Source organism: Streptomyces graminilatus (assembly GCF_001418565.1).
GTDB lineage: Bacteria > Actinomycetota > Actinomycetes > Streptomycetales > Streptomycetaceae > Streptomyces > Streptomyces graminilatus.
The window spans coordinates 44,732-68,383 of record NZ_LIQQ01000025.1 but is presented as its reverse complement, the minus strand read 5'-3'; the positions used below and the strand labels follow the sequence as shown (position 1 = coordinate 68,383).

The window sequence follows — 23,652 nt, the reverse complement described above, 5'->3', positions numbered from 1 at the left end:
CCTTCGGGAACAGGACTTCGGCCTGGAGCGCGAACGTCACCGTCTCGTTGGTGTCCGCCCGGCGTTCCTCGCCGCCCCTGTCCTCGACGAACGACTTGATGTCGACCACTTTGGCCGGGGGGAGGGTGGCGCCGTCGGGGAGTTTCAGGCCGGGGCTGTTGGGGTCCACTTCGGGGGGTGGGGATGTGGTGAAACCGCCTGGGGGTGCGGTGGGGCCACCGTCGTCGGCCTGGGCGACGGGAGCGGCCAGCGTCAGGGCGGCCAGAACCGCCAAGGCCGTGACGGTAGTTGCCGCGGGGCGATGAGTGCGGGTCATCGTCACTCGCCCTCATTGATCTCGATGGACGCCGGAGGCATCGAGCCGACCTGGAAATCGACCTTGGTCGTGCTTTCGGGCGGGGCCGGGAACTGTGCGAACCAGTCCGCGGTGTCACCCGTTCCCACGCCTCCGGTGAACCTCGTGCACAGGCAGCGCCCTTCGGTGTCGCGCAGGACGAGGTACTTCTTCTTGCCAGTGGGGTCGACGAGACTCGCGCCCGCGATCGACCCGCCGTTCTTCTGGAGTTCGTTCTCGTCACCGCGCCAGTCCGCCCCGACCCACGGGACACCGGTGCCGTTGGTCACCTTGCCTTCGACGGTGACGAAGCCGCCTTCATCGCGGGAAGCCGAGGTGACCTGGAGCGTCAGGCCTCCTGCCTTCACCTCGGCCAGCACCGTGTCCGCAACGGGGGCTTGCGGCTCCTTCTTGTCGGCGTCCTTCTGGTTCTTGGTACTCGGAGTGGCCGAAGAACCCGCGTTCGACGACTTGCCGTCATCGCCTCCCCCACCGCAGCCGGCCACCGCGACAAGCAGCCCGGCCGTGATCGCCACCGCCGACAACGCCCTGCGGCTCTTCTTGGTACGCCGGAAATCCATTGGTACGGCTTCCTCTCACTCGGCCAGATGCACAGAGAACAGCACGGACGCGTCGGGGAAGTCGTCCGGATCGAAATCTACGGGGTCGATGTCCACGATCTGGCCGTCGCAGTCCAGTGTGACCGGCTTCGTGGGATCCGCGGCGGGGTCGAAATCACAGCGCGGCTCGATGACGGCGACGGCGTGGGCGTGGGCGCGCATGCCCTCCGTGCCCGGAATGATCGACGCGCCCACCGAGTTGACGGTCTCCACGGAGACCCGGAATCCGGGATATCCGTCCATCACGACGGGTTCGGCGCCGCCTTGGACCGTCGAGCCGTTCTCGGCTGCCAGCGTCTGCGCGGCTGCGGTGGCCCCGGCCGCCGGCGGATTCTGGCCGTTCAGCCAGTCGAGCCAGTCGTCACCGTGCCCGATCGCGCCCGTCAGGGTGTCCATCAACTCGTCCCGGGCGTCCTGTGCCGCAGCCAACGCGGCAGCGTCCGCCGCGGATTGGGCTCCATTACGGACGGACGCTGCGCGAGCGAAGACGAAGAACGCGAGGGCGGCGAAGAGCAGAATCGCCGTCAGCCAGATGTAGATGGGGAGGGTCTGACCACGGTCCCCCCGTACACCGGTAAGTCCTAGCCCCCGATGACGTCGTTCACGGCTCGCAGGATCGCCCCCGAGATCAGCCCGTCCAGCCCCAACCCGTCGATCAGCGTGAAGATCCCCGCAATGATGATCATGAGGCCCGCGTACTCCACGAACCCCGCCCCCGCGTCCCGTCCCTTCCCCCGCATCCGGGAGACAACGGTCCGCGCCCACCTGTTGGCCTTCAGCATGGCTTGCGCCTTCCCGCCCGACACCACTAACGACCTCAGCACAGTAGGTGAGAACTCGCCTACACCGCGTGGGCCCCTGGGCCCAACTTCCCCCCACGGAACGCTCCATCACTCCCACCCCTCCCGGGCCGTACCCAGCCACCGGGCGATCGCTTCGCTCCGTGTCGTACTGTGCAGCTTTGCGAAGATGCGGTTGATGTGGTTCTTGACGGTCTTCTCGCTGATGAAGCAGGTGGCGGCGATCTGCTGGTTGTTCACGCCCGCCGCGATGAGATCCATGACCTCCACCTCCCTTGAGCTCAGGCCGAAGTCCGGTCGGTTGCGCTGACGGTCGCGGTCGCGGTCAGGTGCGGCAAGTGTCGCCATCTGGTCGAGCCGAGGGCTTGGAGTCTGCCGCAAGAGTGCCATAACTGGTTGCAGGTGCGAAGAGCTTTCGTTCGGTTCGTAGGAAACACCGAGCGAATCCGCGACATCCTGAGCCCCCCGGCCCACCGCCATCACCGCCTCCGTCAACTCCTCCGTCGTGAAGTCTCCGTGGACCAGGTAGCCCGACGCGCCCCTGCTCAGCGCCTCACTCACCACCTCCGGCTCGCTGCTGTACGTCAGCATCATCACCGGGGCCAGCAGAGCCAGTTGGGGGAGGGCTGTCAGGCCGTCCGTGCCTGGCATGCGTACGTCCAGGAGGACCACGTCAGGGCGCGATCGCTCAGCCGCCGACACCGCTTCGGTGCCGTTCGACGCCTCCGCGACCACCTCCATGTCCGGGTGGCCGCCCAGCAGCGCCGCGAGTCCCGCCCGGACCACCGGGTTGTCGTCCGCCACCAGCACCCTCAGCAGGTCCGGCCGCCGTTCATCTGCGGACATTCGGGGCGGCCTCCCTCTGTGGGTGTGCATGGGGTCTCCGCCCGGGCATGGGGATGTGGTCGAGTCCCGGTGGCAGCAGGTCCACGCGGATCTCCGTGCCGCCTTCCTCACCTCGGTCCACCTGCATCACCGCCCCCAGTGAACTCGCCCGCTCCATCATGCCCAGCATGCCGAAGTGGCCTGATCTGGCCTTCTCTTCGAGGTCCAGGGGGCCCGGGAGTCCCACACCGTCGTCCCGGATGCGGAGCATCGTGCCGTCCGCCGATGTCTTCGCCTCCAGTGTCACCCGCGTCGCGCTCGCGTGCCTGCGCGTGTTCTCCAGGGCCTCCGACACGATCGCCAGGAGGTGGTGTGCCGTCCGGTGCGGGAGGGGGGCGATCGGTGCGGTGCTCGTCTCCAGGGTGGTGCGGATGCCCGTGTCCCGCTCGAACTCCGCCGCCCGCCGCACCAGTTCCGCGATCAGGTCCACGTCGGGAGACGTCAGGTCCGTGTGGTGGCGCAGGTCTGTCAGGAGGTCGCGGGACTCCGCCGCCGCTCGGCGGGCCGCCGAGGCCACCAGGGCCGCGTTGCGTCCCACTGTCTGCGGGTGCGTGCCGTCTTCCTTCGACATCGCCGATGCAGATGCCGATGCCGATGCCGCCAGGGCCTCCGCCGCCAGGGCCAGGCCGTGCAGGGTCTTCGTGACCGAGTCGTGCATCTCCCTTGCCAGCCGCGCCCGTTCCGACTCCACCGCCTCGGCCACCGCCAGCCGGGAGTTCGCCTCCGCCAGTGCCTCGCTCGCCGTGCCGAAGCGGAACATCAGGTTGCGCAGGGTGACGCCGATGATGCCGGCGCCGACACAGAAGCCCGCTATGAGGAGCGTGCTCGTGCCTGTGCCGGGGCGGTGTTCCCAGGCCCGGAAGACCATGAGGAGGACCACCAGTTGCAGGCCCGTGAAGATGCCCGACCCGCGCCAGCCGTAGAGGAGGCCCGCGAGGAGAGGGGTGCACACGGCGGCGTAGGCGAGCGGGGAGGCCGGGGACGCGGTGAGGAGGAGTACCGCCGCGAACGTCAGGTCGGCCGCCATGAGAGTGGGGTGGGCCAGGAGACGCGGGGCCAGGCGGTCCCAGTCGCGGTACATGGCGTACGAGGCGGTGATGCCCAGGACCGCCGCCGCCAGGACCGCGTAACGCGGGGGCCCCTGAGCCGTGTTGGTCATCGCGAAGGGGGTGCCGAGGGCCAGCATCGTCATGCGTACCGCGAACGCCTGACGGCACAGGGCCTGGAGCGCGTTCAGTTGGAGGCGGAGGGTGGCGGGGGCCGGGGCGTCGTCGGCCAGATAGCCCCCCGCGCTCGTCGCTGTCGTAGTCGGCCGCATCGCACTCAACGTCCCAGGATGGAGCCGAAGTTCGTACCCGAGCCGAGGAACATGCCCGTGGCGATGAGGATCATCGTGGCCGGGAGCATGAACACCAGGGTGACGAGGGTGGCCTTGGGGATCGTCTTCGCGGCGCGGCGGCGGGATTCCTGGGCGTCGGTGCGGCGCATGTCGGCGGCGATCTGGATCAGGGTCTCGGCGATCGGGGAACCGAGTTCCTCGCCCTGCTGGAGCGCCGAGACGAACTGGGCGACCTGCTCACTGGAGTTGCGCTTGCGGAGCTGGTCGAAGGCCTGGCGGCGGCTGACGCCCATGTCCATCTGGCGGAGTGTGATGCGGAGTTCGTCCGCCCAGGGACCCTCGTACTTCTCCGCCACCCGGTCCAGGGCCTGGCGGAAGCCCAGGCCGGCCGAGACCACGACCGCGAGGACGTCGAGGAAGTCGGGGAGGGTGCGGTCGATGACGTCCTTGCGTTCCCGTACCGCCTGCCAGATCCCCGCGTCGGCGGCCGTCAGGCCGAACGCGAACGTGATGACCGCGAGGACCAGTTGGCCGTTGCTGAGGAAGATCAGGCCGAGGAGGACACCGAAGGTGAGGTAGACCGCCCGGCGGGCCGCGTAGCGGGTGATGGTCAGGCCGCCGGGGTTGCCCGCCATGTCGATGCGCAGGCGTTTCGCGTCGACCCGGCGGGGGCCCATCAGGCGCAGGACGAGGGGCGCGAAGCGCATGCCCATGCGGTCGACCGCCGAGTCGGCCTTCGAGACCCGGGTGCCGCCCACCTCCAGGGCGAGGAGCAGGTCGGAGGGGAGTTTGGCCTCGGCTCGGATCATGCGGATGCCCAGCAGGGCGCCCGCGACGGCGAGCGCCATCAACACGGCAAGCAGCAGCGGCAGCATCCGGTCACTCACTCCCCTCAGACTTCGATCTTGCCGAGGCGGCGGATGACGAAGAAACCGACCGTGTACAGGCCCAGGGAGAGGAGGATCAGGCCCTGGCCGAGGCCGGAGCCGGTCACCTTCTCCAACGCGCCCTCGTTCGAAGAGTTGATGAGGAGGAGCGAGCCGAGGCCGAGGCAGGGGACCGTGAAGGCCGTCGCGTTGACCTCCGACAGCATCGTGCGGACCTCGCGGCGCGTCTCCTTGCGGTCCTCAAGGGTCTGGGTGAGGTTGCGGAGCGAGCTGACCACCGAGCCGCCCGCCTTGTTGGCCAGCACCAGCGTGGTGACGAGTACGACCAGTTCGCGGGACGGGAGCCGTTCCGCCAGTTCTCCCAGGGCGTCGTCGATCGTCCGGCCCAGGGTCAACTGGTCGGCCACCCGGGCCAGTTCCTCGCCCGCCGGGGCCTCCAGCTCCTCCGCCGCCATCGCCAGCGCCGTACGCAGGGCGAGTCCGGCCGCCGTGGCGTTGGCCAGCAGGCGTGCCACGTCCGGGAGTTGGTTGATGAACGCCTCGATGCGTTTCTGGAGCTGCCAGTTGAGGAAGATCGCCGCGCCCCAGATCGTCACCAGCGCGGCGATCGGGCCGAAGAAGGGGGCCAGTGTGGTGGCGGCCAGCAGCCACAGGGCGACGCCGACACCGGTGACGTACATGAAGAACTCGCCGGCCGTCAGGTCAAGGCCGGTCGCCGAGAGGCGGAGGTGGATCGTGCGGCCGAGGCGGGTGCGGCGCAGACGGCGGTCGACGGCCGAGAAGTGGCGTACGCGGCCGGTCGCCGTGCGCAGCGCGCCTCCGCTGCCGGAGAGGCGGTCTTCGAGTGCCAGGCGCTGGGCGCGGCCGGTGGCGTACATGTGCGCGCCCGCGACGGCGAGCGTGCAGCACAGCGTCGTGGCGCCCAAGGCCAGCGGAACCGAGTTGTTCATGGCTGCTCGCTCCGCACAGTCGTCGTCCGCACAGTTGTCGTTCGCACGGTCGTCCTCGTCGTCGTACGCGCAGTTGTCGTCGCCTTCGACGTACGCACAGTGGTCCGGGTGTTCATCCGGGTCGTCATCCGATCGCCTGCCTTGTGTCCAGTACGTCGAGCACCTCGGCGACTCCGAACGCCGGGGGCAGCGACTCGTTCGCCAGGTACAGCTTCTCCGCGACCGGGCGGGGCACCGGGAGGTGTTCGAAGTAGCCCTGGGCGACGCCGTCGGGGCCGGTCGGGCGGGAGACGTAGCGGGAGACCGTCGCGATGCGGAACTGCTCGCGGCCGTGGGACACCAGCAGGGCGATCTCGGCGATCCGGCGGGAGCCGTCCACATGGCGGGCGAGTTGGACGACGACGTCGACCGCCGAGTTGATCTGGTCCTTCAACGCCTCGAAGGGGATCATGACTTCGGACATCGAGCCCAGGGTCTGGAGCCGCATCAGCGCGTCCTCCGCCGAGTTGGCGTGGACGGTGGCCAGGGAGCCGTCGTGGCCGGTGGACATCGCCTGGAGCATGTCGAGGGTCTCGCCGCCCCGGACCTCACCGACGATGATGCGGTCGGGGCGCATGCGCAGGGAGTTGCGGACCAGGTCGCGGATGGTGATCTGGCCCTTGCCCTCCACGTTCGGCGGGCGGGATTCGAGGCGGATCACATGCTCCTGCTGGAGCTGGAGTTCGGCGGAGTCCTCGATGGTGATGATGCGTTCGTGGGAGGGGACCAGGCCGGAGAGCGCGTTGAGGAGCGTCGTCTTGCCGGTGCCCGTGCCGCCGCTGACGATGACGTTGAAGCGGGCCCGGACGAACGCGGACAGCAGCATCAGCATCTGCTCGTCCAGCGAGCCGAGGCCGATGAGTTCCGGGAGTGTGTAGGCGCGGGGGAAGCGGCGGATCGTGAGCGTCGGGCCGGTGAGGGCGAGCGGCGGGATGATGACGTTGACGCGTTCGCCGGTGGGCAGGCGGGCGTCGACCATCGGATTCGACTCGTCCACACGCCTGTTGACCGTGGAGACGATCCGCTCGATGGTCTGCATCAACTGCTCGCTCGACGCGAAGCGCATGGGGAGCTGTTCGACGCGGCCGGCTCGTTCCACGAATATCGAGTCCGGGCCGTTGACCATGATCTCGGTGATCGACGCGTCGGCGAGGAGCGGTTCGAGGACGCCCAGGCCGAGGGCTTCGTCGACCACCCGCCGGATGAGCTGGGAGCGTTCGGCGGAGGAGAGGACGGGGCCCTCTCGGCTGATGATGTGGCCGAGGACGCGTTCCAGCCGGACGCGGCGTTCGGCCGCCGCGAGGCTGGACATCTCCGCGAGGTCGATCTCTTCGAGGAGTTTGGCACGGTAGACGGCGACGAGGTGGCCGTCCTCGCGTGGGGTTCCGCCGCCGTTGTCGTCTGCGGCGGCGGCCATACGGGAGCGCAGGCTCATGGTCTCGGTCTCAACTCCTCTCCACTCTCCACTGAACTCTCCACTGATTGCCGGTTCATGGTCGGTCGTCCTGGTCGTTGGGCATGGTGGCTCGGCGGGTCACCGGCCAGGAGTCGAAGATCGGGATGATCGCGGGGACGGTGACGGTCACGGTCGCGGTGGTCGTGTCCCCGGCACCCGGCGGCGCGTCCACCTGCGGATCGAGCCAGGCGCTGACGGAGGCGGTGCCCGCCGCGTCCCCGTCGCCGCCGAGCGAGCTGGCCCGGGCCGCCGCGCGGGCCCCCGTACCGGCCTGGTTGATGCCGTAGCCGATCAGGCCGAGCTGGATACAGGCCAGGCCGACGAGAATGAGGATCGGGAGGAAACCGGCGAACTCCAGGATGGAGGAACCCCGGTCCCTCTCCTCCCGGATGCGCCTCGCGATACGGTCCCGGAGGCTCCCAGGACCCCGAAGGCTCCCAGGGCCCCGAGGGCTCCTCGTCCTCATCTGCCCTCGTCCCCCTCCAGCGCCGCGCCCGCCTCGCCTTCGACCCGCCAGTTGACGTCGAACCCCGGGAAGAACAGCGGTACTTGGGCCCTGACGGTGGCCTTCATGACCTCGCCCTCGGGACCGCAGCTGATCGCGGCGCCGCTCCAGGCTCCGGGGAGGTGTTCGGCGCCCGCGCTCTGGCAGGCGCCCCCGTAGGCTCCGGGGTCCATGGCGTACGCCGCTGTGGCCGCGCGGGCCGCCTCGTCCGCCGCGTTGCCGGCCAGCGAGTACGTGTACCCGTACAGCACGCACTGCCACAGGATGCTCATCACGACGAGCAACAGCGGGAACATGCCCGCGAATTCGAGAGTGATGGCCCCTCGGTCGCCGCCCTTGTCCAGGCGCCGCCGCAGGGCGAGCGCGCCCCGGTCCGACGACGACGATGACTTGCGCCGTTTGCCGCCGCCCCCTTCCTGGGCGACGACCAGCCCCAACTCCCCCGCCAGCGCCCACAGTGCCTGCTTGACGGTCGACCGGGCGTCCAGGTCCTGGAGGCGCCCCGCGTCCACGACGCCCTGAAGTTCCTTGAAGGCGGCGGGAATCGTGGACCGGGCGACCTTGGTGCCGGTGACCTTCTCGACCAGCGAGGGCTGGATCTCCGTACCCTTCGACTGCCGGTTGACGACGGTCAGGGTCTCCTCGGCCTTGCGGATCTGGAGGCGGTCCCAGAGGCGGACCATGCGTTTGGCTGCGCGTACGGCGACGACGTCCGGGGTGACGAGGAGCAGGGCGTGGTCGGCCATCTCGACGGCGGCGGCCGTGGCCGAGTCCATCCGGGCGCCGCAGTCGACGACCACGATCTCGTGCCGCGAGCGCAGAGTGGCGATGACCTGGCGGGTCACCCTGTCGGTGACCTCCTCGCCGCGTTCGCCCTCGGCGGGGGCGAGGAGCAGGCCGATGCCGGTGTCGTGGGTGAAGACGGCGTCCTGGAGGACACGCGGGTTGATGTCGTTGATGGCGGCGAGGTCGGCGATCGACCTGCGGAACTGGACGTCCAGGTAGGAGGCCACGTCCCCCGACTGGAGGTCCAGGTCGAGCAGGGCGACGGTGTGGCCCGACGCCCTTGCGGCGAGGGCGAGTTGGACGGCCGTGACGGTGGCGCCGACGCCGCCCTTGGCGCCGGTCACGGTGACGACCGTACCGCCCGGCCCGGCGTACAACTCCGGTGCGGTGCTGCCGAGATGGCGCCGCATGCCCGACGACCAGGCCGCCGCCGCCTGCACGCGCTCGGCCAGGGCCTCGTACCCGAGGGGCAGTTGGACGATGCCACGGGCGCCGGAGTCCATGGCGGCGGTGAGGACGCTGGTGCTGGGGTCGGCGGTGATGAGGACGACGCCGACGGCCGGGAAGCGCAGTACGAGGTCGCGTACGAGGTCGAGGGCCGGGACGGGCCCTATCCGCTCGTGCACGAGGACGACTTCGGGCAGCTCGTCGAGGGACTCGGCGGCCAGCGCGGCCAGGGTGTCGAGCAGCGCGGTCGAGTCGGCGACGGGCGGGGCCGGTTCGGCGTCGGGGAGCCGGCTGAGGAGGGTACTCAGGGCGCGGGCGGACTCGATGTCGGCGGTGGCGGGGAGGATGCGGATGGTCATCGGCGCACCCTCGCCAGGCATGCCTGCGGCTGGGACCGGAAGTGTCCCCCGGGCCGCGGCTTCGTACGTACGGACCTCATTTCCCCGCCTCCTACTTGTCCTTGTTGAGGGTGTACGTACGGTCGGCGGCGCCGGGGACGGCCGTCAGTTCGCCGCCCGCGACCAGGGACAGGCGGACGTGTTCGGCGAACGACTCGGCGTACGCGACGCGTTGGGCGTCCGAGGTCTTGAGCGCGAAGGTGATCGGCACGGCCTCCGTCGCCGTACGCCGGCGCTCGTTGCTCGACTGCCCCGGTTCGAGGGCGGTGAGCTTGCCGACGTCGATGACGCGCGCGTTCGTGACGAGCAGCTTGGCCTCGTCGACGCCCTTCTCGCTGTCCTTGGCCTCGAAGGTGGCGTAGATGTTGACGAGCGACCCCGGGTTGATCTTTCCGGCCACACCGGTCGACGCGTCGATCATGATCGCGATCTCCTGCTCACCGGCGGCCAGTTCGGGCCGGTCGACGATCATGTCCGTCTGGAGCAGCGAGCCCTTCTCCAGCCGGGTCACCGCGATCTTGCCTCGGATCTGGGAGACGCGGGTGACGGCGGTCTCCGACAGCCACCGCTTCGGCATGGAGATCTTCTCGAACTGGTCGGCCGTGAGCACCTTGTAGGGCGCGATGTCGCTCCTGAGGCGGTACGCCGTCACCTCCGGGCCGACCTTGGAGTTCACGTCGCGGATCACCGAGAGCACTCCGACGAAGGCGCCGATGGCGCACAGGGTCGAGAGGACCAGCAGGATGACGCCGCGGCGCTGGCGTGAGTTCATGACGCGGACAACCTCGATCGGGGGTGGGGACGGACACGTCTTCTATGTCTGGTGCGTCTTCTGGGCCTGGTGTGTCTGGTGTGCCTGGTGCGTCTCTTTACATGTCTTACGTCGCGCCTCGGGGCAGTGCTCGTACTGATGTTCCCGATGCTGCTGCTGGGGTTCCTGCCCGCCCGAGGGCCACGGGAAGCTCAGAAGGCGGGGCGAGTGGTGCGGCGCAGAATCCGCAGCGGTCGCCGATGAGTTCGAGGCCGCACCAGCCGCACTCCTCACGGCGTACGGAGGAGACCAGTTGGTAGAGCACGGAGACGTCGTGCAGCCCGGCCGCGAACTCGACGATCTTCCCGGTTCCCCACCAGCGCGCCGACTCCGCCGGGAGCGGCACCGGGGCGACTCCCTGCACGCGCCAGGCTGGCGCGAGGGTCGTGGTGACCCAGTCGGACGGCGCCTGCCCCTGCGCGACGAGCAGTCGCGTCCCGAACTCGGGCCCGGCCAGCTCCTCCTGGCCGACCCGCACGAGCTGGGCTCGCGGATTGGCCAGTACGGCGAACTGCGCGCCCGGCACCCAGGACTTGGCGTGCGACTTGAGGGAGACGGGCACCCGGTCGAGCTTGGCGACGGAGCCGAGGTGGGCGCCGGCGTAGATGTAGTGGGCGAGCAGCCGGGCGGCGGAGGCGAGCACTCCCGGACTGAAGTCGCACACGGAGAGCTGCCTCAACTGCTGGGCGAGCAGGGCGAGTCCGAGAGGCGGCAGATCGACGGCGAGCAGGGCGATCCGGTCGCTCTCCAGGACGGAACGCACGGTGTGCAGCCGCCGGGTGACGGCCGGGTCCGTGGACGCCGGGTAGAGGGCGATGACGTAACCGTGCTGCTCGACGAGCGTGTGCAGCCCCATGAGGGCGCCGTCGAGGGTGTCGAGGGACGGGACGGCGGCGGGCGGGGTCTGCCGGTCATGCGGTGGGAGCACCAGGTCGGAACTGGTGACGGCTATCGCGGTCGGCACGCTGCACACCACCCCGTTCACTGCGGCGGGGTGGTCGGCCACCGCCTCAGATCGCCTCTGTGACGCCTCTTGAACCAGCACCTTATCCACGGCATGGCCCGATCAACACTGAATCTTCGAGAACATCTAACGGATGGTGGAGCTTGATCGACGGAGAGTACCGGGAGAGTAAGGCGAATATGCCACAAGTCGGGTGCGGGGGAGGGTAGTTGAAGGGGTACTCCCATCGGGGCCGATGCACCCTTCACCGACAGGTCTGCCAGATTTCTTCACACCTTCGACAACTTCCCGCGTAAACCTCACCCTTGGAATTGTGGCCTCCGTCACAGCGCGAGCGGTTGGCTCCTGATCCACTGCCCGAATGCTGATCAACGTGATACTCCGCCTCCTTCCCTGGTGGCTCCGCGAACCCATCGTCATGGCCATCTGCCTCGCCCTCGGCGGCTCGTGCCTCTACAGGACCATCACGGACGGAGGCTGGGCCGTTTTCGGCTTTGCCGTCTTCTTCCTCGCCGTCGCAGTCCTTCGGGCGTTCGTCCTCAGAGGGGAGTTGAGAAAGTGGCAGGCCGGTAGAGGCGGCGGCGCGAAGAGCGCGGGTGCGCCTGCGGGTTCTCCGGCCTCCCCGGCGGCCGACGGCGGCTGAACCGAGTCCGTGTCCGACAGCGATGGCCGGCGACCGCGTTGCGGTGACCGGCCTTTGCCGTTGCCAGAGCGCAACTTCCCTGCCTGGCGCGAGCACCGGCCGCACCGATAGCGTCGTGGCTTCACCAGCACATCTGTCGCACGGGGAGTCCACTGTGAAGCGCCGCTCTTTGCCCGTTGCTGCCGCGCTCGTCGCGTCCGCCGCCTTGCTGTTGACCGCCTGTGGCGGCGACGACAGCGGCGGCGGCTCGAAGGCCAACGACAAGATCGCCGGGGCGAACACCGGGAACGGGGCCTCGGCGTCCCCGACGGCGTCCGCGTCCGCGCCGGCTGCTTCCGCCGACCGACCGAAGATCGAGCTGCCGTCCGACGTCACGGACACGTTCGAGAGCTGGAAGACAGGCGACGCGGCCAAGGACGCTGTCCTCGCGGATACCGCCGGGCGTATCGACGCGACGAACGACGCCATCCTGCGCGGCGACACGGGTGCGCCGGGCCTTTCCTTCTACTACCGGGACAAGGCGCTGAGCGACGCGGTCGCATGGGTGCAGGCGTACGTCAACGCCAACATGACTTTCACCGGGACAACTCGGTACTACGCACCGCAGGTCACCTTGTCGGGCAAGACGGAGGCGTCCGTCGTCTACTGCGCCGATGAGAGCAAGGGGTTCAACAAGAACCGGAAGACCAACAAGGTCGACCGGACGCCTTCGGGCGAGAGCCCGTACGTGCTGTACAACACCCGCCTGGAGAAGAGCGCGCGGGGCGTGTGGCAGTCGATCAACCTGGTCTCGAAGCGAGGGGACGAGACGTGCACGGCGTGACCAAGTGGAGCAGGGTCGTGGCACTGGGCGCGACCGCGGTCGTGTGCGCCGCAGGACTGTCGGGCACGGCGGTGGCGTACGGCCCCGGTGACGGGCAGGGTTCCACCACGGGCCCCTCCGGCAATACGGACGGCAAGGGCACGCTCTCCGCGACCGCCGGGGTCGTCGTCTTCAACCGCGACAACAACGGCTCCGGCCGGTCGACCGGCCGTGTCACTTCGGCGTCGACCTGGACTCCGCCTGCCTGTTACTACGCACCTATGTACACCCCGGAGCAGTTGCAGAAGGCCAGGGAGCCGGTCTGGAACGCCGATTCGACCGGCCCCGAATGGGACGCCACGCAGCGGGACCGGTTCGTCAACGGCAAGCCCTACAAGGACTTCAACAAGGACAAGGCCGGCAAGGGCTACTTCTGGGGCTCTTACGTCAGTGAAGGCCGCGCGGGGGACCCCGGTGCGCTCGACTGCACCGAGGATTACTTCTGGGTCGACACCGGCGACGCCCCTCCGGCCGACATCCCCGAAGCGATCACACCGAAGATGCTCGCCGCCCTCGCCTACGCCGAGATCCGCGTCCCCTCCACCAAAGTGACCCTCGCCCCCGCGGGCCCCACCAAGGTGAACCTTCCCACCTGGGCCTGGCTGGACGCGGCGCAGTTCAAGCCCGTCTCCGTGACCGCGTCCGTGCCGGTGCTCGGGATCCAGGCCACCACCGTCGCCGAGCCCGTCTCGCTGAGGATCGAACCCGGTACCGCCGACGCGCAGGTCTACCCCGCGTCCGGTGTGTGCGCGTTCGTCGGCGGGCGTATCGGGGAGCCGTACGCCACCGGGAAGGCGGGCCGGACGCCGCCCTGCGGAGTGCGGTACCTGCGCTCCTCCGGTGACGGGTCCTACCCGCTCCGCGCCACGATCACCTGGAAGATCCACTGGACCGGTACCGGCGTCAACAACCCGCAGGCGCTGCCCGACGGTGAGTTCGGGGCCGAGCAGGCCGTCGTCGTCCAGGAGATCCAGTCGCTCAATCACTGAAACATTTCCCCCTGTTCACCGCGTCAAGGAGGTGAAGGCAGACCACGCGCCCACGACCTGAGCGCGACGCGGGCAACAGGGGGACGTATGAGAAAGGTTCGCGCGGACGAGTACGCGGAGTTCGCGGTGGCCCGTGCCGGGCATCTGTACCGCTCCGCGTGTCTGCTCACCGCCGGGGACACGTATCTCGCCGAGGACCTCGTGCAGGAGACGCTCGGGCGGCTGTACGTCAACTGGGGCCGCGTCTCCCGGGCCAGCAACCCCGTGGGGTACGCGCAGACCGTGCTGACCCGCGTCTTCCTCACGCATCAGCGGCGCCGCAGCAGCAGCGAGCGGGCCACCGACGTACTGCCCGACATGGCCGCCCCCGCCGCCGGATCCGACGTGACCATACGGCTCACCCTCGTCGAGGCACTCGCCCAACTCCCGCCCAAGGACCGGGCGGTGGTCGTCCTGCGCTACTGGGAGGACCGTTCCATCGAGGAGACGGCGGGCGCGATGAACGTCAGCTCGGCCGCCGTACGCACCCGTTGCGTCCGCGCACTCGCCCGGCTGCGCACCCTCCTCGGCGAGGAACTCGGCGAGTACGCCCTCCACTGACGCCCGCCTCCCTCCTCATGCCTCCCGGTACACAATTCCCGTACACAGCAGAAGTGGTGGTTGCCCATGTCCGTTGACCATCGAGACGACCAGTTCGAGGACCGGCTCGGCGCCGCCCTGCGCGACGCGGGTGGTGCCTTCGACGCCGATCGTGCCGCCCTCGTCGCCGGGGGCGAGAGCCGGGGGCGCCGGCTCCGCATGCGCCGCCGAACCGCTGTCGTGAGCGGCGCCGCCGCCATCGCGCTGGTGGGGGTGGGCGGCGCGCTCGTCGTGCCCTGGGGCGGCGACGGCTCCGGACAGCGGGCCGTGGCCGGCGGGACCACGGTCGGGCCCGGCGATGCCACCGGCACCGCCACCTCGACCACGGGCACCGCCACCCCCCTCTCCGGTCCCCAAATGCTCGGCATCCTCAAGGCGTTGCTCCCCGAGGGGAAGCTCAGCGAGGAGTCGGCGCGGGGCACGGACTCGAAGCTGGGTCCGCACGCGTATGCCGTGTTCGACGACGGGAAGGGCGCCGCTGCCCTCTCCGTCGGCCTCGGCCGGGTCGAGCCGGGAAGCGGGCCGCTCCGGGAGGAGACCTCGTGCCCGGACCGCGCGTTCGTCCCGTACGACGACTGCACGAGGAGCAAGCTGCCCGGCGGCGCGGTGCTCAGGATCGTCAAGGGGTACGAGTACGCGAACCGCGCCATCGACACGAAGCTGTGGACGGCGGACCTCGTCACACCCGGCGGGGAGCATGTGTCGGTGAGCGAGTGGAATGCCGCCGCCGAGAAGGGCGCGCCCGTCAGCCGCCCCGAACCGCCGCTGTCCGGAAGCCAGTTGAGGGCCTTCGTCACCGACCCGGCGTGGCTGAGGGCTGCCAAGGCCATTCCCGCGGCCACCGCGACGGGCACCCCACCAACCCCATCGGCCCCATCGACCTCGTCACCCACATTTGTCCCTTCGGCCCCGTCGACCCCGTCGACCCCAGCAGCGTCTTCCACGCCTCCGGCGTCGAACGGCAACCCGGCGGCCGATGGCGGCGCCATCGTGACGGCGCTCTCCGGTCTCCTCCCGAAGGGCCTCACCGTGGTCGGCAAGAGCGACGGCGACGGGACCGAGTACGGCTATGTCGTCGTCGACGACGGCAAGGGCAAGAGCTTCGTCCAGATCAATGTGCAGCCCGATATGGGTGACGTCGAGGAGGAGTTGTTCGGTGCGGGCTCCGGCGCCGTGACCATGCCCGACGGCGTCAAGGTCGTCGTCCGGCAGGGGCCCGGCGACGACAAGGGCCTGGGGCTCGTCATGCGCACCGCCGACGTCTACTGGCCCGACGGTCTGCGGGTGGTCGTCAGTGCCTTCAACTCCGCCAGCCAGATCACCGGCCCGACCCGGAAGAATCCCGCGCTGACCCTCGACCAGCTCAAGAAGATCGCCACCGACTCGAAGTGGCAGCAGCTCCAGCCGCCCCCCAACTGAGGCTCACTGTCGCCCGGTTCACGCCAACGGCCTTTATGCGGTCTTGACCTGCCCATGTCAGAGCAGCACCATGGCGCCACACCCGCACCAGTACGTCGCACCGAAGAACCACCCCCACGCTCCACTCCCCAGCTTCCGGAGAACCCGGAACTCCCGGAGAAATCAGGAGACTTCATGCGACTTCGCACACGCGGCTCAGGCGCTCGCGGCGCCAGACGGTCCGCCGCCGTCGGTCTGCTGTCACTCGCTCTCGCCGTCGGTGTCACCTCCACGGCACCCGGCACCACCGCGACCGCCACCAGCGCCAAGCGCCCGGCGGCCTCGGCGGACGACATCCACCAGTACGAGATCGACTTCGCGAACTCCACGTCCGCCGTCCGCACCGACATCATGGCGTCGGGCGTGACCGTGGACGAGGCCGACGAGGAGCACGTCGTGGTCTCGGGCCGCGCCGACCAGGCCAGAAGACTGGCCCGGCGCGGCTATCAGATCACCCTGCTGGGCTCGGCCCCGAACCGCTCCAACGGCCCCGGCGACGTACGGCCGTTCGACTTCCCCTCGGCCGACTCCCGCTATCACAACTACGCGGAGATGACGGCGGAGATCAACTCCATCGTCGCGGCGAACCCCTCCATCGCCAGCCAGCAGGTCATCGGTACCTCGTACTCGGGCCGGAACATCGTCGCCATCAAGCTCAGCGACAACGTCGGCACCGACGAGGCCGAGCCCGAGGTGCTGTTCACCCACCACCAGCACGCCCGGGAGCACCTCACCGTAGAGATGGCGCTCTACCTGCTGCGCAATCTGACGTCCACCTACGCCACCGACCCCCGGGTCAAGGCGATGATCGACTCCCGCGAGATCTGGATCATCCCGGACCTCAACCCGGACGGCGGCGAGTACGACATCGCGACCGGCTCGTACCGGTCATGGCGCAAGAACCGCCAGCCCAACAGCGGTTCGTCGAACGTCGGTACGGACCTCAACCGCAACTGGAACTACCGCTTCGGCTGCTGCGGCGGCTCCTCCGGCTCGACCGGGTCGGAGACGTACCGAGGCAAGTCGGCCGAGTCCGCGCCCGAGGTCAAGGTGGTCGCCGACTTCGTACGCAGCCGGGTCGTCGGCGGGGTCCAGCAGATCAAGACCGGCATCGACTTCCACACGTACAGCGAGCTGGTGCTGTGGCCCTTCGGGTACACGACCGCCGACACCGCGTCGGGCATGACCCAGGACGACCGGGACGCCTTCGCCACGGTCGGCGGGAAGATGGCCGCCAGCAACGGCTACACGCCCGAGCAGTCCAGCGACCTGTACATCACGGACGGCTCGATCGACGACTACCTCTGGGGCACGCAGAAGATCTTCTCGTACACCTTCGAGATGTATCCGGAGTCCGGCGGTGGCGGCTTCTACCCGCCCGACGAGGTGATCGACCGCGAGACCGCGCGCAACCGGGACGCGGTGTTGCAGTTGCTGGAGAACTCCGACTGCATGTACCGGTCCATCGGGAAGCAGGCGCAGTACTGCTCCTGAGAGGACCTGCCGGTCTGAGGTGGTGAGTGGGGAACTGCGGGCCGTTGTGGCCGGTCGCGCAGTTCCCCGCGCCCCTTAAGAGGCACTCTCCGCGGCCTTGACCTCGGATTCGTCCTCGTCCTCGACCTCGCCCTCAGCCGCGGCCCCGGATTCGTCCTCGCTCGCGTCCGCGTCCTCGAAGTAGGCGTCCAGGACCGCGTCCAGTTCCGTTTCCCACTCCTGGAACTGGGACTTCGCCTTCGCCTCGATCTCGACCGGGTACCAGCGGCGGTCCGGGGTGTGGACCGTCACCGTGAACCGCTTGCCGAAGCGTGCCGTCTCCGTCTCCACGGCCCCGATCTCGTCCCAGCGGAACTCGCACTCCTGGTCGTCCAGGAAGAGCCGTACGCCACGGTGGTCGGCGATGATCTTCGCCCGGCGGTCGGAAGCCTCGAAGACGGGCCCGTCCGGGGCGGCTGCCTCCGGGGCTGCCGCCTCCGGGGCTGCCGCCTCCGCGTCCGTGGCCGCCTCCGCGACCACCTTCGCGTCCGAACCGGTGTCCGAATCCGTGTCTGAGTCCGCCTCCGTGGTGATCTCCTCCGGTGCGGCTTCCTCCACCGGGTCCGGAATCCCGTCCTCCGGCTCGGCCGGCACGGGTGAAGTGAGCCCGGGGATGGCCGCAGGGTCGATCGCGGCGGTTTCCAGGGGCTTGCTGCTCGAACCTATGCGCTGCTCCACAGGCGGAAGTATGGCGGACATTGCTGTGTCATGGGACAGCAGGGGCCAGAGAGATCCGGAGAGCGGGCAGAGGACAGGCGGAGGACGGGCGGAGAGATCCCTAGTTGTCCAGTACCGCCAGCGCGTCGATCTCGATCAGCAGGCCTGCCGGGAGGCCCACGTACACCGTGGTGCGGGCGGCGGGGGGCGCGGTCAGGGCCTGTTCCTCGAAGTACGCGTTGTAGATCGCGTTCATCTCGGCGAAGTGGTCCACGTCCGTCAGATAGACGCGGATCATCATCACGTCGTCCCAGCTCGCGCCGCCCTCCTCCAGGATGGACTTGACGTTGGCGAGCGTCTGGAGGGTCTGCTCGGCGAGGGTCGGGCCGGCGGGTGTCGGGGGCTGCCCCTCGACAGCGGGCAGGAAGCCGACCTGCCCGGCGACCTGGAGGATGTTCCCCTTGCGCACGCCGTGCGAGAACCTGGCGGGCGGGGTGGTGTGGGTCTTGGGAACGAGAGCGATCTTCTCGGACTTCTCCGACATCTCTGACTTCTCTGTCATGAACCGTTGTCCTTTGCGGGCGTGGTGGCCCTGCCGGAGTACTCGCCGCTGATGGCGTCGGCCGTACGCCGCAGCAGCGGGAGCAGGGCGAGGAGTTGTTCGGCGGTGACGACGACGTTGGGGGCGGAGACGGACATGGCGGCGACCACGCGTCCGTCGGTACCGCTGATGGGGGCGGCGACGCAGTTGATGGACTCTTCGTGACCGCCGAGGTCGGCGGCCCAGCCCTGCTCGCGCGCCTTCTCCAACTCCCGTAGGAAAGCGGGCGCGTTGGGGGTGGAGCGGGAGGTGTACAGGGGGTAGTCGAGCTTGTCGGCGACGGCACGCCGCTCGGGCTCCGGCAGATCGGCGAGGAGCAGCTTGGCGACGGCGGCGACGGTGATGGCGACGGGTTTGCCGATCCGCGAGTACATGCGCACCGGGTAGCGGCTCTCGACCTTGTCGATGTAGAGGACCTCGCCCTCGGCGTACACGGCGAGGTGGACGGTGTGCCCGCAGTGCTCGTTGAGGCGTACGAGGTGGGGGTGCGCGATCTCGCGGATGTCGAGGTTCTCGACGGCTTCCTGGGCGAGCGCGAAGAGACGGGCGCCGAGCCGGTAGCGCTGGTCGGACTGGCGGTAGACAAGTCCGTGTTCGTGCAGGGTACGCAGCAGCCGTAGCGCGGTGGACTTGTGGACGCCGAGCCGGTCGGCGACCTGGCCGAGGTCGGCGGGGCCCTCGGCGAGCAGCGGCAGGATGCTCAGCGCGCGGTCGACGGTCTGGCTCACTCGGTGCCTGCCCCCTTGGGGGCCTGCGCCTCTTCCGTCCAGCCGGGGCCGAGCCGGAGCGTCTCCCACACCTTGTCGTCGAGAGCCACCAGCCGGTCGGCGTGGTCGCGGGCGGGCGGTGCGGCCAGGTCGCCGGGGGAGGTGAGGGCGGCGGCGGCCATGAGGTGGCCGTGCCGGATGCGGTCCCGTACGGGGAGGTCGCGAAGGGTGGCGGAGAGGAACCCGGCGGCGAAGGCGTCCCCGGCGCCCACCGCCGCGACGACGTCGACGCGGGGCGCCGGCACGCGGACGGCATCGGTGTCCTTGCCGAAGGCGACGGTCACGCCCTCGCCCTGCTTGACGACCACGAGACCGGGCTCGGGCAGCGCGTCCGCGATGGCACGCTCCCCTTCCAGCCCCCAGGCGTCCTCCGCCTCGTCGGCCCCGACGAAGACGATGTCGGCCCGTCGCGCCAGCTCCAGCAGAACCTTGGGGCTGTCGCCGTCGGCCCACAGCCTGGGCCGGAAGTTGATGTCGAACGAGACGACCGGCCGGTCCGCCCCGGGCTCGGTCAGCTCCCACAGCAGGTCGAGACAGTCACCGGACAGGGCCGCGGTTATCCCGGACAGGTGCAGCACCCGCCCCGCCCGCACGGCCGCCAGATCCAGGTTCTGCGTCGACATCGCCGAGGCCGCCGACCCCGCCCGGTAGTACGCCACCTCGTGGGCGTCGGTCGCCCGGTCCCCGGCGGTACGGAAGTACACGCCCGTCGGACGTGCCGGATCACGGCGTACGGACGCCACGTCGACCCCGTACGACCCGATCGCCTCGACCAGGTGGTCGCCGAAGCCGTCGGCGCCGACGCGGCTGATCCAGCGGGTGGAGTGGCCGGCGGCGGCGAGGGCGCAGGCCAGGTTGGACTCGGCGCCGCCGATGCCCCGCGCGAAGGACGGTACGTCGGCGAGGCGGCCCGGCCGGGAGGGCAGGAAGGTGACCATGGACTCGCCGAGCGCGACGACGTCCACGACGTCAGGGGCGTTGTCGGCTCCGTTGCCGGTTCCGTTACCGGTTCCGTTGCTGGTCACGATCGTCGTAGCTCCTCGGTGAGGCGGGAGAGGCGGTGGAGAGGCCGTGGAGAGGCGGTAGCTCCGTTGACCCCGCGTTGGCGAGATGTTAGACAGCGGTGAGCGATATACGCAATGGCCATTGCAGATGACGCAACGCATCCGACCAGGGAGGCCCCATGGGAACCGAGAGCAGTGAGACCACCGGGACACTCACCGCACTCACCTCGCTCGCCGGGCTGGCGGCCGAGCGCGTGGACGCCCGTTTCAAGGGCCTCCCGCCGGACGCGGACGGGCTGACCGTCGGCGAGCTGGCCGCTCAGCGCCGCAACCTCTTCACCGGCGGCTTCAGCACCCCCGTACTGACCCTCTCCGCCGAGCGCCTCACCCACAACCTGGAGCTGATGGAGACGTACGCGGCCCGGCACGGCCTCGCGTTCGCCCCGCACGGCAAGACCTCCATGGCCCCCCAGCTCTTCCACCGCCAGATCGAGCACGGCGCCTGGGGCATCACCCTCGCGGTCCCCCACCAGGTACGCGTGGCCCGCGCCTTCGGCGTCCAACGAGTGGTCCTGGCGAACGAGTTGGTGGACCCGGCGGCCCTGCGCTGGATCGCCGCCGAACTGGCCGCCGACCCCGGCTTCCACTTCGTCTGTTACGTCGACTCCGTGCGCGGGGTGGAACTGATGGACGCGGCTCTGACGGAGGCGATGGCCGGGGCGGGTGCGGGCGGCCGTCCGCTGGACGTGGTCGTCGAACTCGGCGCCGGGGAGGGCGCCCGGACGGGCGTGCGCACGGAGGCGGAGTGCGCGGCGGTCGCGGACGCGGTGGCCGCCGTACCGACGCTGCGGCTGGTCGGGGTCGCGGGGTACGAGGGCGAGGTGCCGCAGGCGGACCCCGAGCGGGTACGGGCGTGGCTGCGGCGGCTGGTGGCACTGGCGGCGGAGTTCGACAAGGCGGGGCGGTTCGAGGTGGGGGCCGGGGAGATCATCGTGAGCGCGGGCGGCAGCGCCTGGTTCGACGCGGTCGCCGACGTCTTCACGGAGATCCCCGAACTGTCGCTCCCCGTACTGAAGTTGCTGCGCTCGGGGGCGTACGTCTCGCACGACGACGGCCGCTATCGCGAGGTCACCCCCTTCAACCGGGTGCCCGAGGAGGGCGCTCTGGAGCCCGCCTTCCGCCTGTGGACGCAGGTCGTCTCCCGCCCCACCCCCGAGCAGGCCTTCGTGAACGCGGGCAAGCGGGACGCGGCGTACGACCTGGACCTGCCGGTCCCCCAGGTCGTACGGAGGGAGGGCGCCGGGGAGCGGCCCGCCATCGGCATCTCGGTCACCGGGCTGTCCGACCAGCACGCCTGGCTGAGTACTGCCCCGGAAGCGGACCTGGAGGTCGGCGACTGGGTGGGCCTGGGCCTGTCCCACCCCTGCACGTCCTTCGACAAGTGGCCGCTGATCCCGGTCGCGGAGGCGGACGGGACGGTCGTCGACTACATCCGTACGTTCTTCTAGGCACGCTTCTAGACACGCTTCCAGGCAAGTTTCTAGGCACAGGAGGCCCGGGGTGGAAGACCTGGTCATTCGGGACGCGGACGTCGTGGACGGCTCCGGCGGCCCGTCCTACCGCGCGGATGTGGTGATCGACGCCGGCCGGATCGTCGGGATCGTCCAGGAGGCGGCGGCTGCGGGCTGTCAACGCCCCAGGGCGCGAAGGGAGTTGGACGCGGAGGGCCTGACCCTCTCCCCCGGCTTCATCGACATGCACGCCCACAGCGACCTGGCCCTGCTCCGGGACCCCGACCACAGCGCCAAGGCGGCGCAGGGAGTGACCCTCGAAGTCCTGGGCCAGGACGGGCTGTCGTACGCCCCGGTCGACGACCGGACCCTCGCCGAGGTCCGCCGCGCGATCACCGGCTGGAACGGCCACGGCGACGGCATCGACTTCGACTGGCGTTCCGTGGGCGAGTACTTGGACCGCCTGGACCACGGTTTCGACGGCGAGGGCATCGCCGTCAACGCGGCCTATCTGATCCCGCAGGGCACGGTACGGATGCTCGCGGTCGGCTGGGAGGACCGGGAGGCGAAACCCCAGGAGCTGGACCGGATGCGGCAGTTGGTCGCGGAGGGGATGGAGCAGGGCGCGGTGGGCATGTCGTCGGGGCTCACGTACACGCCCGGCATGTACGCCAAGGACGCCGAACTGACCGAACTCTGCCGGGTGGTGGCGTCGTACGGCGGCTACTACTGCCCGCACCACCGCTCGTACGGGGCGGGGGCACTGGAGGCGTACGCGGAGATGGTGGAGCTGACCCGCGAGGCGGGCTGCGCGCTCCATCTGGCCCACGCCACCATGAACTTCGGCGTGAACGAGGGCAGGGCACCGGAACTGCTGGCGCTGCTCGACGAGGCGCTGGCGGCCGGCGCGGACCTGACCCTGGACACGTACCCTTACACTCCCGGCTCCACAACCCTCATGGCGCTGCTGCCGAGTTGGGCGAGCGAGGGCGGCCCGGAGGAGATCCTGCGCCGCCTGACGGACGCCGACACGGCCGAGCGAATCCGCCACGACCTGGAGATCGTCGGCGCGGACGGCTGCCACGGGGTGCCGGTCGACTGGAACACGGTCGAGATCTCGGGGGTGACGGACCCGGCGCTGGGCGACTTCGTCGGCCGTACGGTCCTGGAGTCGGCGGACGCGAGAGCGGAAACCCCCTGGACGACGGCCCGCCATCTCCTCCTGGCCGACCGCCTGGGCACGACGATCCTCCAGCACGTGGGCCACGAGGAGAACGTCCGCGCGATCATGCGCCACCGCGCCCACACGGGCGGCTCGGACGGCATCCTCCAGGGCACGAAACCGCACCCGCGCGCCTACGGCACGTTCCCGGAGTATCTGGGCCGCTACGTACGGGAGTTGGGCGTCCTCTCCATGGAGGAATGCGTGGCCCACCTGACATCCCGCCCGGCGGCAAGGCTACGGCTCCCGGACAGGGGCCTGATCCGCGAGGGCTACCGGGCGGACCTGGTCCTGTTCGACGCGACGACGGTGGCGGCGGGGTCAACGTACGAGAACCCGCGCACACCGCCGACAGGCATCCCGTACGTCCTGATCGACGGCCGGTTCGTGATGGAGAACGGCCGCAGGACGGACGTACTGGCGGGGCGGGCGATCCGCCGGAATCCCAGGTAACGAACGCCCACCCCAACCCCCTGGGGGCGCGGGGAACTGCGCGACCAGCCACAACGAAGCAGCAGGTCGCGCAACGACAGATCCACCCCCCA

Annotated in this window: 24 protein-coding genes and 1 pseudogene; 8 read left to right on the top strand and 17 right to left on the bottom strand. The window is 69.8% G+C overall.

What is annotated here, in order from left to right; all coding sequences use genetic code 11:
* The 13 genes and pseudogenes from AOK08_RS03035 to AOK08_RS46330 form a co-directional block, all read right to left on the bottom strand.
* Positions 1–316, bottom strand: a pseudogene (locus AOK08_RS03035) (OmpA family protein); the annotation flags it as partial.
* Between the two features lie 2 nt (positions 317–318).
* A complete protein-coding gene (locus AOK08_RS03030) occupies positions 319–915 on the bottom strand; it encodes a hypothetical protein (RefSeq protein WP_055523356.1) in 597 nt (198 codons plus the stop codon).
* Positions 916–930: 15 nt separating this feature from the next.
* Positions 931–1,494 (bottom strand): pilus assembly protein TadG-related protein, encoded by a 564-nt coding sequence (locus tag AOK08_RS03025; protein WP_079053784.1) that lies wholly within the window; start codon positions 1,492–1,494, stop codon positions 931–933.
* 41 nt (positions 1,495–1,535) lie between these two features.
* Positions 1,536–1,736 (bottom strand): hypothetical protein, encoded by a 201-nt coding sequence (locus AOK08_RS03020; RefSeq protein WP_055523352.1) that lies wholly within the window; start codon positions 1,734–1,736, stop codon positions 1,536–1,538.
* A 108-nt stretch (positions 1,737–1,844) separates the two neighbouring features.
* A complete protein-coding gene (locus tag AOK08_RS03015; protein ID WP_055523350.1) occupies positions 1,845–2,600 on the bottom strand; it encodes a response regulator transcription factor in 756 nt (251 codons plus the stop codon).
* The gene (locus tag AOK08_RS03010) at positions 2,587–3,957 is read right to left on the bottom strand and encodes a sensor histidine kinase (protein WP_055523349.1); all 1,371 of its coding nucleotides are present in this window, start codon (positions 3,955–3,957) and stop codon (positions 2,587–2,589) included. Before AOK08_RS03010 ends, AOK08_RS03015 begins: the two co-directional genes overlap by 14 nt.
* 5 nt (positions 3,958–3,962) lie before the next feature.
* The gene (locus AOK08_RS03005; protein WP_107100845.1) at positions 3,963–4,853 is read right to left on the bottom strand and encodes a DUF5936 domain-containing protein; all 891 of its coding nucleotides are present in this window, start codon (positions 4,851–4,853) and stop codon (positions 3,963–3,965) included.
* Between the two features lie 17 nt (positions 4,854–4,870).
* Entirely contained in the window at positions 4,871–5,815 is a 945-nt protein-coding gene (locus AOK08_RS03000; RefSeq protein WP_055523345.1) for a type II secretion system F family protein, read from the bottom strand.
* 124 nt (positions 5,816–5,939) lie between these two features.
* Positions 5,940–7,289 (bottom strand): TadA family conjugal transfer-associated ATPase, encoded by a 1,350-nt coding sequence (locus tag AOK08_RS02995; RefSeq protein WP_055523343.1) that lies wholly within the window; start codon positions 7,287–7,289, stop codon positions 5,940–5,942.
* 55 nt (positions 7,290–7,344) lie between these two features.
* Positions 7,345–7,776 (bottom strand): TadE family protein, encoded by a 432-nt coding sequence (locus AOK08_RS02990; RefSeq protein ID WP_079053783.1) that lies wholly within the window; start codon positions 7,774–7,776, stop codon positions 7,345–7,347.
* On the bottom strand, positions 7,773–9,407 hold the full coding sequence (locus tag AOK08_RS02985) for a CpaE/TadZ family protein (protein WP_055523341.1): 1,635 nt from the start codon (positions 9,405–9,407) through the stop codon (positions 7,773–7,775). Before AOK08_RS02985 ends, AOK08_RS02990 begins: the two co-directional genes overlap by 4 nt.
* A 91-nt stretch (positions 9,408–9,498) precedes the next feature.
* The gene (gene cpaB / locus AOK08_RS02980; RefSeq protein ID WP_055523339.1) at positions 9,499–10,218 is read right to left on the bottom strand and encodes a Flp pilus assembly protein CpaB; all 720 of its coding nucleotides are present in this window, start codon (positions 10,216–10,218) and stop codon (positions 9,499–9,501) included.
* Positions 10,219–10,324: 106 nt separating this feature from the next.
* Positions 10,325–11,263, bottom strand: a complete 939-nt coding sequence (locus tag AOK08_RS46330) for a hypothetical protein (protein WP_055523337.1) — start codon at positions 11,261–11,263, stop codon at positions 10,325–10,327.
* Positions 11,264–11,582: 319 nt separating this feature from the next.
* Between AOK08_RS46330 and AOK08_RS02970 the strand changes: the two genes are divergently transcribed.
* The 6 genes from AOK08_RS02970 to AOK08_RS02945 all read left to right on the top strand — a co-directional run bounded on the left by AOK08_RS02970 (position 11,583) and on the right by AOK08_RS02945 (position 17,306).
* The gene (locus tag AOK08_RS02970) at positions 11,583–11,864 is read left to right on the top strand and encodes a hypothetical protein (RefSeq protein ID WP_055523335.1); all 282 of its coding nucleotides are present in this window, start codon (positions 11,583–11,585) and stop codon (positions 11,862–11,864) included.
* Between the two features lie 154 nt (positions 11,865–12,018).
* Positions 12,019–12,687, top strand: coding sequence for a hypothetical protein (locus tag AOK08_RS02965; protein ID WP_055523333.1), 669 nt, complete (start codon positions 12,019–12,021; stop codon positions 12,685–12,687).
* Entirely contained in the window at positions 12,675–13,715 is a 1,041-nt protein-coding gene (locus AOK08_RS02960; RefSeq protein ID WP_055523331.1) for a hypothetical protein, read from the top strand. Before AOK08_RS02965 ends, AOK08_RS02960 begins: the two co-directional genes overlap by 13 nt.
* Before the next feature lie 87 nt (positions 13,716–13,802).
* Complete coding sequence (locus tag AOK08_RS02955) at positions 13,803–14,315, top strand: SigE family RNA polymerase sigma factor (protein WP_055523329.1); 513 nt, start codon at positions 13,803–13,805, stop codon at positions 14,313–14,315.
* Positions 14,316–14,381: 66 nt separating this feature from the next.
* Positions 14,382–15,773: a hypothetical protein gene (locus AOK08_RS02950; RefSeq protein WP_055523327.1), complete on the top strand. Its 1,392-nt coding sequence runs from the start codon at positions 14,382–14,384 to the stop codon at positions 15,771–15,773.
* Between the two features lie 174 nt (positions 15,774–15,947).
* Positions 15,948–17,306 (top strand): M14 family metallopeptidase, encoded by a 1,359-nt coding sequence (locus tag AOK08_RS02945; protein ID WP_055523325.1) that lies wholly within the window; start codon positions 15,948–15,950, stop codon positions 17,304–17,306.
* Between the two features lie 75 nt (positions 17,307–17,381).
* Here AOK08_RS02945 and AOK08_RS02940 read toward each other — a convergent pair whose 3' ends face one another.
* The 4 genes from AOK08_RS02940 to AOK08_RS02925 form a co-directional block, all read right to left on the bottom strand.
* Positions 17,382–18,023: a hypothetical protein gene (locus AOK08_RS02940; protein WP_055523383.1), complete on the bottom strand. Its 642-nt coding sequence runs from the start codon at positions 18,021–18,023 to the stop codon at positions 17,382–17,384.
* A gap of 100 nt (positions 18,024–18,123) precedes the next feature.
* The gene (locus AOK08_RS02935) at positions 18,124–18,546 is read right to left on the bottom strand and encodes a RidA family protein (RefSeq protein WP_055523323.1); all 423 of its coding nucleotides are present in this window, start codon (positions 18,544–18,546) and stop codon (positions 18,124–18,126) included.
* Positions 18,547–18,560: 14 nt separating this feature from the next.
* A complete protein-coding gene (locus AOK08_RS02930; RefSeq protein WP_055523321.1) occupies positions 18,561–19,331 on the bottom strand; it encodes an IclR family transcriptional regulator in 771 nt (256 codons plus the stop codon).
* Entirely contained in the window at positions 19,328–20,395 is a 1,068-nt protein-coding gene (locus AOK08_RS02925; RefSeq protein WP_241826792.1) for a sugar kinase, read from the bottom strand. The genes AOK08_RS02930 and AOK08_RS02925 overlap by 4 nt, the downstream gene beginning before the upstream one ends.
* A gap of 158 nt (positions 20,396–20,553) precedes the next feature.
* Here AOK08_RS02925 and AOK08_RS02920 point away from each other — a divergent pair, with 158 nt between their 5' ends.
* Together AOK08_RS02920 and AOK08_RS02915 are read left to right on the top strand one after the other, a co-directional pair.
* Positions 20,554–21,882 carry an amino acid deaminase gene (locus AOK08_RS02920; RefSeq protein ID WP_055523319.1) on the top strand — a complete coding sequence of 443 codons (1,329 nt, stop codon included), beginning with the start codon at positions 20,554–20,556 and terminating at the stop codon, positions 21,880–21,882.
* A 52-nt stretch (positions 21,883–21,934) separates the two neighbouring features.
* Complete coding sequence (locus AOK08_RS02915; RefSeq protein WP_055523316.1) at positions 21,935–23,560, top strand: N-acyl-D-amino-acid deacylase family protein; 1,626 nt, start codon at positions 21,935–21,937, stop codon at positions 23,558–23,560.
* The last annotated feature ends 92 nt before the right edge of the window (positions 23,561–23,652 follow it).